We start from the raw sequence: 11,397 nt of genomic DNA, 5'->3' as shown, positions 1-11,397 counted from the left end.
TCAACACCCCACCGACCAGCCAGAAAACACCTCACACCACCACGTCAAGACCCCCCGACCAGCACAAACAGGATGAGACAAGCTCACGGAAAGAGGGGCTGTCGCAGGCGGTATTGCCACTCTTTCCGTGAAACTGCGGCCCGAGGAGGGGCGGGCGGCCCGAGGAGGGGCGGGCGGCGGGCTAGGCGGGTTGGGGGGAGAGGGTGGCGGGGGCGCGGAGGGGGTCGGTGGCGAAGGCGGTGACGCCTGCGGTGAAGGTGACCCGCGCGGTGTAGCCGAGCAGGTCACGGGCGCGGGCCGGGTCGGCCACCACGTGCCGGACGTCGGCCGCCCGCGCGCCACCCGCGATCTCCGGTTCGGGGCCGTCCATGGCCTCCGCCAGCGCGGTGGCCAGGTCGCCCACCGTATGCGGCTCGCCGGAGCAGACGTTCACCGGCACCAGGCCCGCCGGCGGCGGCGCGGCCAGCGCCAGCAGGTTCGCCCGGGCCACATCGGTGACGTGCACGAAGTCCCGCCGCTGCCGGCCGTCCTCCAGCACCACGGGTGCGCGACCGGCGGCCAACGCGGAACGGAACAGCGAGGCCACCCCGGCGTACGGGGTGTCGCGGGGCATCCGGGGGCCGTACACGTTGTGGTAGCGCAGCGCCCACACGCCGCCGCCGGTCTGCCGGGCCCACGCCGCGGCGTAGTGCTCCTGGGCGAGCTTGCTGGCCGCGTACGTGCTGCGCGGCTCCAACGGCGCGTCCTCGGGCACCAGCGCCGGGGTGAGCGGGTCACCGCAGCCGGGGCACGTCGGGTCGTAGCGGCCGGCGGCCAGGTCGGCGGCCCGGCGGGCGGCGGGACGCACCACGCCGTGCCGGGCGCAGGTGTACCGCCCCTCGCCGTAGACCACCATCGAGCTGGCCAGCACCAGCCGGCGCACCCCGGCCCGGTGCATGGCGGCCAGCAGCTGCGCCGTGCCGAGGTCGTTGTGCGCGGCGTAGTCCGGCGCGTCCGACGGGTCGAGCCCGTGCCCGACCATGGCCGCCTGGTGGCAGACCGCGTCCACGCCGGACAGCAGCCGGTCCAGCAGCCCGGCGTCGCGGACGTCACCGATCGTCGGGTGGTGCCGCCGGGACCATTCCGGCAGCGCGCCGCCGTGCGCCTGGGGCAGCAGGGCGTCCAGGCAGACCGGCTCGTGGCCCTCGGCCGCCAGCAGGTCGGCGATCTGCGATCCGATGAAGCCGGCCGCGCCGGTGACAAGTACCCGCATACCGGCCCACGCTAGGCGACCGGGGTCGGGCCGGTGGCCGGTTCACGTCGGACGTCAGCGGTCCGTAAGGGATGACGGCGGTAAGGCTTCGGTAATGCGGCAAACGCCGTCGCCGGTCGTCGACGGCGTCTAGCGTCCCATCCCGGAAGCGCCGGCCGTCCGGTCGGCCCTGCCGCCGAAGGAGGTGCCGTGCCCACCGACGTCCCACCGCCGGGGTACGCCGCGCCGGCCCGGTTCTGGCGGGCCCTGGACCGGCGCCGTCCACCGGGCGTCGACGCGGTCGACCGGGCCTGGCGCAGCCCGGTACGCGGACCGTGGCTGACCGCCGTGCTCGGCGCCGTGCTGCTGGCCACCCTGCCGCTGGTGATCGTCACCGGGCTGCTCGACTGGATCGCCTACGGCCCCCGCTTCGACCAGGCGTTCCCCCGGGACGTGGGGTGGCTGCACCCGCCGGTGTTCGACTGGCCGACCCGGCCGGCGTGGCTGTTCCGGGTCACCCAGGGACTGCACGTGACGCTCGGGATCGTGCTGGTGCCGGTGGTGCTGGCCAAGCTCTGGTCGGTGGTGCCGAAGCTGTTCGCCTGGCCGCCGGCCCGTTCCGCCGCGCAGGTGCTGGAGCGGCTGTCGTTGCTGCTGCTGGTCGGCGGCATCCTGTTCCAGAGCGCGACCGGCCTGCTCAACGTGCAGTACGCGTACCTGTTCGGCTTCGACTTCTACACCGCGCACTGGTACGGCGCCTGGATCTTCACGGTGGCGCTGGTGGTGCACGTGGCGGTCAAGCTGCCCCGGCTGGTGACCGCGCTGCGTGGGCCGGGCTTCGCGCGTACCCCGGTGGCACGGACCCGGCCGGAGCCGGCGGACCCGGACGGCCTGGTGGCCCGACGCCCCGGCCCGGCGACGATGAGCCGTCGCGGCGTGCTGGCGCTGGCCGGCGGCGGCGCGCTGCTGCTGGCCGCGCTGACCGTGGGGCAGGGCGTGGACGCGCTGCGGGGCACCGCGCTGCTGCTGCCGCGCGGCCGGCGGGTCGGCGACGGGCCGACCGGGTTCCCGGTCAACCGCACCGCCGCCGCGGCCGGTGTCACGCCGGACCGGACCGGGTCGGGCTGGCGGCTGACGCTGCGCGCCGGCGACCGGACGGAGACGCTCGACCGCGACCGGCTGCTCGCGCTGCCGCAGCACACCGCCACGCTGCCGATCGCCTGCGTGGAGGGCTGGTCCACGTCGCAGACCTGGACCGGGGTACGCCTTCGCGACCTCGCCGCGTTGGTCGGCGCCGCGGATCCCGCCGCGGCGCGGGTCCGCTCGCTGGAACGCGGCGGGCTGTTCAGCCGGGCCACCCTGCACGGCGGCCAGGTCGCCGACCGGGACGCGTTGCTGGCGCTGCGGGTCAACGGTGTCGACCTGAGCCCCGACCACGGCTTCCCGGCCCGGATCATCGTGCCGGCGCTGCCCGGTGTGCACTGCACCAAGTGGGTCGAGGAGATCGTGTTCGATGGCTGAGTTCCGGCGGGCGTACGGCGCGGCGTGGTGGCACCTGGCGCTCCTGGTCGGCTGCTTCGCGGTGACCGGCTGGGTCGCGCTGCGGCTGGCCGGTGAGCCGACCGCGGGCCGGATGCTGCTCTGGTTCCTCGGCGCGGTGGTCGCCCACGACCTGGTCCTGTTCCCGGCGTACGCCATGGTCGACCGGCTGCTGCGGCACACCGGCCGGTCGCTGCGCAACCACGTGCGGGTCCCGGCGCTCGGCTCGGGGCTTCTGCTGCTGGTCTATCTGCCCGGCGTACTCGGGCTCGGTGACGGCACCTATGCGGCGGCCACCGGGCTGACACCCGAACCGCTGCTCGGCCGCTGGCTGGCGGTCAGCGCCGTGCTGTTCGCCGCGAGCGCGCTGCTCTACGCGGTCCGCCGACTGCGCCACCGCGAGCCCTGACCTCCCGACGCCCTGACCGGCGTGTCGCGCCTCCTCGGGGTAGTCCGGTTGCGTGATATACCCCAGGGGCATATTTATGCCTCGGAGGTATATCGCTGCCAACCCATGCACTCTTCCCGGTCGTTACCCACCGTCATGCCTCCCTGTCGGGACTGACCGGTCAGCGGCGGGACGGGTCAGGCGCCGGGGCCGACCAGCAGCGCGGCCACCGTGGCCGCCGTGGCGAGAGCGGCCAGCACGGCGCTGGTCGCCACGAACCGCCCCAGCGGCACCGCCACGCCGGCGGCCCGGCAGCGTTCGTACCAGATCAGCGTGGCCAGCGACGCCCACGGCGTGGCCAGCGGGCCGACGTTCGTGCCGACCAGCAGCGCCAGCAGTTGGGTGTGCCGGTCGGCGGCGATCACCGCCTCACCGGCCACGTACGCGGGCAGGTTGTTGACCGCGTTGCTGAACAACGCGCCGACCGCACCCGCCCGCAGCGCGCCCTCCGCGCCCGGATCGGCGCCGATCAGCGCGCCCATCACACTGTCCAGGCCGTGCCGGCCGATGGTCTGCACCACCAGGAACAACCCGGTGACGAACACCAGCAGCCGCCACGGCACCAGCGCCGGCCGCAGCCGGTGGCGGGCCCGCGCCGCGAAGCCGGCCACCAGGATCGCGGCGGCCACCCCGGAGGCGACGCCGATCTCGACGCCGGCCAGAACGCCGCCGACGAAGAGCAGGCAGGCGACCAGCGCGGTGCGGAAGAGCAGCCGGTCCGGCGGCACGTACGGCGGTGGCGGGGCGAACGGGTCGGCCCCGGCGCGGGCCGGCCGCCAGTACCACCACCACAGCAGCAGCATGGTGATCGCGATGGCGACCAGTTGGGGCCACCACATCCGGGCCGCCCAGGGCACCGGGCCCAACCCGATCCGGCCGCTGGCCAGGATGTTCGTCAGGTTGGACACGGGCAGCAGCAGGCTGGCGGTGTTGGCCAGCCAGACCGTGGTCATGGCCAGCGGCGTCGGCGGCACACCCAGCGTCCGGGCCAGCGCGATCATCACCGGCGTGAGCAGCACCGCTGTGGTGTCCAGGTTGAGCGCGATGGTGGTGACCGAGGCGAAGCCGACGCAGAGCCAGAACAGCGCCCGGAAGCTGCCCCGCGCGGTGATCGCCACCCGGGCGGCGAGCGCGTCGAACACGCCGGCCACCGCGGTCAGCTCGGCCAGCACCACCACCGTGCCGAGGAAGATCAGGATGGGCACGATCCGGCGTACGGTGGCCTCGGCGTCGGCGCGGGGGAGCAGGCCGGTGAGCACGCAGAGCACGCCGACCACGGCCAGCGCGATCGCGATCCAGTCCAGCACGTGCAGCCGGGGCCCGCGGGATCGGTCCGGCGCGGCGGACGGCGGCTCGCCGACGGTCTCCACGAACGACGATCCTCGCACACCCGCCCGCGCCGGTCCGGCCCGACGCCGTCCGACGCCGAGCTGCCCGAGGGTGTCGATCTGTTGACCGTCGGTGGTCATAATGACCACGTGGCTGTAGGCGCGCACCCCACCCGGTCCGACCGCCCCATCGACTTCTTCATCAGCTACTCGCCGGCGGACGAACGCTGGGCGACGTGGCTGGCGTGGGAGTTCGAGACCGCCGGCTACCGCACCATGATCCAGGCGTGGGACTTCGTGGCCGGCACCAACTTCATCGACTTCATGGACCGTGGGGTACGCGAGGCCGAGGTGGTGGTCGCGGTGCTCTCCGAACGCTACCTGCACTCCACGTACGGCAAGCTGGAGTGGCAGGCCGCGCTGCGGGCCGACCCGGACGGGACCGGCAACAAGCTGGTCACGGTCCGGGTCGAGGACTGCCCGATCGACGGCCTGCTCGCCACCATCACCTACGTCGACCTGGTCGGGGTGGACGACCCGACGCAGGCGCGCGACCGGGTGCTGAACCGGATCCGGGAGGCGCTCGACGGTCGGGCCAAGCCGATGCGCCAGCCGGCGTTCCCGCACCACCCGGACGACCCGGCCGGGCTGCTCGCGGCGACCGCCGCCGGGGCGCCCGCGCAGCGCCGCCCCCGGCGTACCCCGATCAACCCGCCGCCGTTCCCGCCGGCCGCGGTGGCGTCGCCGACGGCCCGCGACACCGTCACGGTGCTCCAGGTGGCCGGGCCGCGCTTCGGTCGTGGCGTGCTCGACCCCGGCGCCCCGGTCACCCCCGGCGAGGTGCAGGAGCACCTGATGGGTGACCTGACGCTGCTTATGAACGACGGGGTGCCCCGACCCGACCTGCTGGTGGTGGCCGGCAACCTGACCGAGTCGGGCACCCCGCGCGAGTTCTCCGACGCGTTGAGCTTCCTCACCGGGCTGCGGGTGCTGCTCGGCCTGGAACCGCACCGGCTCGTGGTGGTGCCCGGCCCGCGGGACGTGACGATGGCCGCCTGCCGGGCGTACTTCGCCACCTGCGAGGCCGACGACGTCGACCCGCAGCCGCCCTACTGGCCCAAGTGGCGGCACTACGCGCGCCTCTTCGACGACCTCTACCAGGGCCTCGACGACCGGATCTTCGACAGCGAACAGCCCTGGACGCTGTTCCCGATCCCCGACCTGCGGGTGGTGGTGGCCGGGCTGAACTCCACCATCGCCATCACGCACCGCGAGGAGGACCGTTACGGCTTCCTCGGCGAGGCCCAGTCGAGCTGGTTCGCCCAGCGGCTGCGCCACTACCAGCAGTCCGGCTGGCTGCGGCTGGGCGCGATGGCGCACGCCCCGGGCCCGCGCAGCCCGTACGCCGACGAGGCCCCGCCGGACCGGGTGTCGCTGCGCGACCGCGGCTCGGTCAACCGGCTGGTCGGTCCGATGCTCAACCTGCTGATCTCCGACGCCGCGCCGACCGGTCGGGCCGACCCGGTGGTGCCGCTGGCCGCCGCCCCGCGTGACGGCCGGGCGCAGGTGCTGCGGCTCGGCGCGGACGGGCTGACCCGCTGGGTGCTGGGCCGCGACGACCGCCTGGACGTCGGCGAGTCGACGGCGGTGAGCTGGCCCCGGGCCGAGGCCACGTTCGGCGCGGCCGGCCCGGCCCAGGTGCCCGACCCGAGGCGGCCCACCGGGGTGGAGGGCGCCACCCAGGGCGAGGCGGCGGTCGCGGCGGTGACGCCGGCGGCGCCGGTGGAGCGGCTGCTGGACCGGCTCGCCGAGGTGTGCGAGGCCCGCTACGACCGGGTGGTGGTGCGCCGCGTCGACGGCGACCCGCCGCACCTGTACGTCAGCTACCGTTCCGACGGGGTGGTCCGGCAGCAGCGGGTCGGCGCGCACGTGGGCACCCCGGCGCCGGCCGACGTCGACCGGTTCGCCCGCCGGGTGCACGCCACCGACCCCGACATTCCCTCCGAGTTGGTCTACGACGGCGACCGGGTGCCGCGCGGGCTGGCCGAGGAGGCGCAGCGGCGCGGCGTACGCGTGCTGCACCTGACCGAGTTCCAGGGCCTGCTCGACCTGCGCGACTACGTCGCCGCGCAGACCGCCCGGCTCCAGGCCGACCGGCTCTACCCGCCCGGGCAGTACGTGCCGCAGCGCTACCGTCACCTGGTCGGCGCCGACCAGCGGGTCCGCGACGACGTGGTGGACGAGCTGCTGGAGACCGTCTCCGCGCCGGACGGCCGGTTCGTGCTGGTGCTCGGCGACTTCGGCCGGGGCAAGACGTTCGCGCTGCGCGAGGTGGCCCGGCGGCTACCCACCGCCGCGCCGGACCTGATCCCGATCCTGGTGGAGCTGCGCGCGCTGGACAAGGCGCACTCGGTCGACGGGCTGGTCGCCGCGCACCTGGCCAACCACGGCGAGCAGGTGATCGACCTCAAGGCGTTCCGGTACATGCTGCGGCAGGGCCGGATCGTGCTGCTGTTCGACGGGTTCGACGAGCTGGTGGCCCGGGTGACCTACGACCGGGCGGCCGACCACCTGGAGACGCTGCTCCAGGCCGCCGAGGGCGCCGCGAAGATCGTGGTGAGCAGCCGGACCCAGCATTTCAAGACCAACTCGCAGGTGCTGACCGCGTTGGGCGAGCGGGTCGGCCTGCTGCCGCACCGCCGGGTGCTGGCGGTGGAGGACTTCACCCCCGGCCAGATCGAGGCGTTCCTGCGCCACCGCTACGGCGGCGACGAGGCCGCCGCCCGCGAGCGGATGAGCCTGCTGGCCGGCGTCAAGGACCTGCTCGGCCTCTCCCGCAACCCGCGCATGCTCGGCTTCATCGCCAACCTGGACGAGGGCCGGCTCGCCGCGGTGGCCGGCGCCGGCGGCACGTTCAGCGCCGCCGCGCTCTACCGGGAGATCCTGGAGTCCTGGCTGGACTTCGAGGAGCGCCGCACCCAGGGCATCCCGGGCGCCCCGGTCAGCCTGCGCCGGCCGGAGCTGTGGCAGGCGGTGAGCCGGCTGGCGTTCCAGCTCTGGGAGAGCGGCGAGTCCTACCTGCGGCTGGCCGAGCTGACCGAGGCCACCGGCCAGCTCGCCGGGCGGGCCGAGTCGCGACTGTCCGGGCCGCAGGCCGCGCACGCGGTCGGCGCGGGCAGCCTGCTGGTCCGCACCGACGACGGGCTGTTCGGCTTCATCCACACCTCGGTCATGGAGTGGTTGGTCGCCGAGGGGGTAGCCGAGCAGCTCAACCGGGGCGAGGAGCCGGCCGCGCTGGCGGTGCGGTCGCTGTCCGCGCTGGCCGTGGAGTTCCTCGGCGACCTCGCCGACCCGGCCCGCTGCACCGCGTGGACGGCCCGGGTGCTCGGCGACGAGTCGGCCGGCGAGACGCTGCGCGCGAACGCGCTGCGGCTCAGTGCCCGGCTGCGCCTGCCCGACCGGGCGGACCTGCGCGGCGCGGTGCTGCGCGGCGAGGACCTGTCGCACCGGGAACTCGCCGGCGCCGACCTGACCGGCGCGGACCTCACCGACACCCGGCTGGTGGCGACGAACCTGACCGAGGCGCGGCTGGAGCACGCCCGGCTGCGCGGCGCGCGCCTGGATCAGGCCCGCCTCGCCGGGGCGGACCTGCGGGGCGCGGAGCTGGCCGGCGCCCGGCTGTTCCGGGCCGACCTGCGTGGCGCGCGGATCGCCGGCAGCAGCTGGCACCGGACCGCGTTGATCGACGTCAACGCCGACCCGGCGTTGCTGCGCGCGCCGGAGCTGCGCGGCGCGGTCGTCGCGCCGGGCCGCCCGGTGTCACCCGGCCTGGCCCCGCCCGCGGTGGGCGTCGGGTACGGCTTCGAGGTGGGCCGGCTGCCGGTGCCGGTCGCGTACAGCCCGGACGGCGCGGTGCTGGCCGTCGGCAGCGACGACGGTGGCGTGCTGCTCTGCGACACGGCCACCGGGCTGCCGGTGCGCACGCTCCAGGGGCACCGGTCCCGGGTCTACGCGGTCCGCTACGACGCCGCCTCGCACCAGCTCGTCACCGGGGCGGCCGACCTGACCGTACGGCTGTGGGACGCCGACCACGGCGACGTGCGGCACGTCATCGAGGACGTCTTCGCGGGCTGGGTGTGGCCGCTGCTCACCGACGGGCGCCGGGGCCGGCTGGTGGTCGGCGACGCGGCGGGCGTGGTCCGGCTCTTCGACACCCGCACCGCGCGGCTGCGCCACGAGTGGCCGGGGCACGACGCGCCGATCTGGGGCACCTCGTTCAGCCCGGACGGCCGGCGGGTCGTGGTGGTGGACAGCGCCGGCGCGGTCCGCGGCTGGGACATCCACACCGGCCGGCTCGCGTTCGAGGTGCGGGAGCCGGAGGTGGTCTACCGGGTGGTGCACTCGCCGGACGGCCGGCTGCTGGCGGCCGTCGGGCAGCACGGCCGGGTGTGGGTCCGCCGGGCCACCGACGGCGAGGTGCTGCGCCAGCCGCGCGGCCACGAGGCCGACGTGTACGCGCTGGACATCAGCCCCGACGGCACGCTGATGGCCACCGGCGACACGCACGGCGCGCTGCGGCTGTGGGAGACCGAGACCGGCCGGCCGGTCCGGGTGCTGGGCCGGCAGCGCGGCGCGATCTACAGCGTCCGGTTCAACGGCGACGGCAGCCTGCTCGCCACCGCCGCCAGCGACGGCGCGATCCAGCTCTGGGACACCGACGACGGCCAGGTGCGGCACGAGCTGACCCGGCACCGTGGTTCGGTCTGGCCGGTGGTCTGGCGGCCGGACCAGAACCAGGTGGCGACCAGCAGCAACGATGGCACCACCCGGCTGTGGGACGTCCGCAGCGGGCAGCTCCAGCACACGCTGCGCGGGCACGGCCGGCGGGTCACCGCGCTCTCCTTCCGCGCCGACGGGGAGGTGCTGGCCGCCTGCGGCAACGACGGCGTGGTCCGGCTCTGGGAGCCGCGTACCGGCCGCCTGCTGGGGCAGCTCGCCACCCCCGCCGACCGCCTGCTCTCGGTGGTCTTCTGCCCGGACGAGCCGCTGGTCGCCACGCCCAGCGGCGACGGCGGCGTGCACCTGTGGAACACCGACACGGGCGCGGACGAGCGGGAGCTCAACGTGGACACCGACCACGTCTGGGCGGTCGCGTTCAGCCCGGACGGCGACGCGCTCGCGACCGCGAACGACGACGACACCGTACGCCTGTGGTACCGCCGTACCGGCCGGCACTTCGCCACGCTCACCCCGCACCGGGGCCGGGTGCGCACGGTGGCGTTCAGCCCCGACGGCGAGACCATCGCCACCGGCTGCGACGACCAGATGGTCCGGCTCTGGGACGCCGCCACCGCCACCTGCCGGCTGACCCTGGAGCACCACACCGACCGGGTCTACTCGATCGGCTTCAACAGCGAGGGGACGCTGCTGGCCAGCGCCGGCAACGACGGCACGGCGGTGATCTGGGACGCGCTCACCGGTGAGCGGCGCGCCGTGCTCACCGAGCACACCGGTCGGCTCTGGTCGTGCGCGTTCAGCCCGGACGGCAACCTGCTCGCCACCGCCGGCGACGACCTGGTGATCCGGCTCTGGGACCCGGGCACCGGGCGGCTGCACGGCACCCTGGCCGCGCACACCCGGCGGGTCTGGTCGGTGCACTTCAGCCCGGACAGCAGCCTCCTGGCCAGCGCCGGCGACGACGGCACGGTCCGGCTGTGGGACGTGGCGGACCCGGAGCACGCCCAGCTACGGACCACGCTGATCGGCCTGCCGGACGGCTGGGCGGCGGTCAGCCCGGACGGCCGCTACAAGCTGGACGGCGACCCGGGCGGCCAGTTCTGGCACGTCATCGGCACCTGCCGCTTCGAGGTCGGCGAACTGGACCCCTACCTCACCCAGGTCCGCCGCCTCCCCGTGGACGCCCCCTTCTGACCCCCTCAGGGGCGCCCACCGCTGGCCCCACTCACAGATCGGTACCCCGCCTCCGATGCCATGATCATGAGGTTGACGGCGTTGTTGATCTCCGTAGCGGGTCGTCCGGAAGTCGGGTGGAACACCCTGGGTGTCTACCGCGCCCTGACGCACCCATGCTGTTCCACTCCCGGGCAGGGTGGCGCCTGGGTGGAACGCCATGGGTGTCTACGGGACCCCTGACACACCCATGGCGTTCCACCCACAGGCCTGATGGGGCACCGAGGGGGTGGGGGGCGATCAACGACGGAAGCCATCCCACCCCACTCACAGTCAGCGTCGATTCATGGGCCGGCCGGTCCGGTCCAGCGGATCTCGCCGTCGTGCCACCCGTCGGTGGGGGCCAGGCCGCACGCACTGGCCACCGCCGCCGACGCACGGTGGTCGGGATGGATGTGGGCCACGAGGGTACGCACACCGCGTCGCCCCAGCCAGCCGGTCATGCCGCGGGCGGCCTCGGTGGCGATCCCACGTCCCTGCCAGGGCGTGCCCACCACCCAGGCGATCTCCGCGACCGTTCCGACGGGCACGGGCTCTGCCTCGTCGAGGTGCCGGTGCCCGACCGCCCGCGCGCCCGCCGTGGCCGCGTGCCGGGGCGGGCGGTCGGACCCGGTGACGGTGGCCTGGACGAACCCGGCCAGCCCCCCGTCGGCGCGGAGCTGGATCACCCAGTTGCACCACGACTCCGTCGGGTCGGGCGATCCGGCGACCAGCCGTTCGTAGCGGGCGCGCAGCGCCGCCGGGGTCGCGGGCTCGCCGCCGATGAAGGTGTGCAGCGCCGGGTCGGCGAGCACGGCGGCCATCTCCTCGGCATGCGCGACGGACAGCGGCAGCAGGAGGAGCCGCGCGGTGGCTATGGGCTCCGGCGCGAACCCACTCAT

The 11,397-nt window shown here is 75.0% G+C and carries 6 protein-coding genes; 3 read left to right on the top strand and 3 right to left on the bottom strand.

Going from position 1 to position 11,397, the window contains the following annotated elements; genetic code table 11:
- Positions 1 to 181: 181 nt before the first annotated feature.
- On the bottom strand, positions 182 to 1,252 hold the full coding sequence (locus ACH495_RS31265; RefSeq protein WP_396861316.1) for an NAD-dependent epimerase/dehydratase family protein: 1,071 nt from the start codon (positions 1,250 to 1,252) through the stop codon (positions 182 to 184).
- Positions 1,253 to 1,441: 189 nt separating this feature from the next.
- Here ACH495_RS31265 and ACH495_RS31260 point away from each other — a divergent pair, with 189 nt between their 5' ends.
- Together ACH495_RS31260 and ACH495_RS31255 are read left to right on the top strand one after the other, a co-directional pair.
- Entirely contained in the window at positions 1,442 to 2,752 is a 1,311-nt protein-coding gene (locus tag ACH495_RS31260; RefSeq protein ID WP_396861315.1) for a molybdopterin-dependent oxidoreductase, read from the top strand.
- A complete protein-coding gene (locus ACH495_RS31255; protein WP_396861314.1) occupies positions 2,745 to 3,179 on the top strand; it encodes a hypothetical protein in 435 nt (144 codons plus the stop codon). Before ACH495_RS31260 ends, ACH495_RS31255 begins: the two co-directional genes overlap by 8 nt.
- Before the next feature lie 176 nt (positions 3,180 to 3,355).
- Here the strand turns inward: ACH495_RS31255 and ACH495_RS31250 are convergent, their stop codons facing one another.
- Positions 3,356 to 4,687, bottom strand: coding sequence for an SLC13 family permease (locus ACH495_RS31250; protein WP_396861313.1), 1,332 nt, complete (start codon positions 4,685 to 4,687; stop codon positions 3,356 to 3,358).
- A 9-nt stretch (positions 4,688 to 4,696) separates the two neighbouring features.
- Here ACH495_RS31250 and ACH495_RS31245 point away from each other — a divergent pair, with 9 nt between their 5' ends.
- Positions 4,697 to 10,477, top strand: coding sequence for a TIR domain-containing protein (locus ACH495_RS31245; protein ID WP_396861312.1), 5,781 nt, complete (start codon positions 4,697 to 4,699; stop codon positions 10,475 to 10,477).
- Between the two features lie 323 nt (positions 10,478 to 10,800).
- Here the strand turns inward: ACH495_RS31245 and ACH495_RS31240 are convergent, their stop codons facing one another.
- Positions 10,801 to 11,397: a GNAT family N-acetyltransferase gene (locus ACH495_RS31240; RefSeq protein ID WP_396861311.1), complete on the bottom strand. Its 597-nt coding sequence runs from the start codon at positions 11,395 to 11,397 to the stop codon at positions 10,801 to 10,803.

Source organism: Micromonospora sp. NPDC018662, from assembly GCF_044391475.1.
In the GTDB taxonomy this organism is placed as follows: domain Bacteria; phylum Actinomycetota; class Actinomycetes; order Mycobacteriales; family Micromonosporaceae; genus Micromonospora.
The sequence above is the reverse complement of the archived record's forward strand: the minus strand, read 5'-3'. Positions and strand labels throughout refer to the sequence as shown.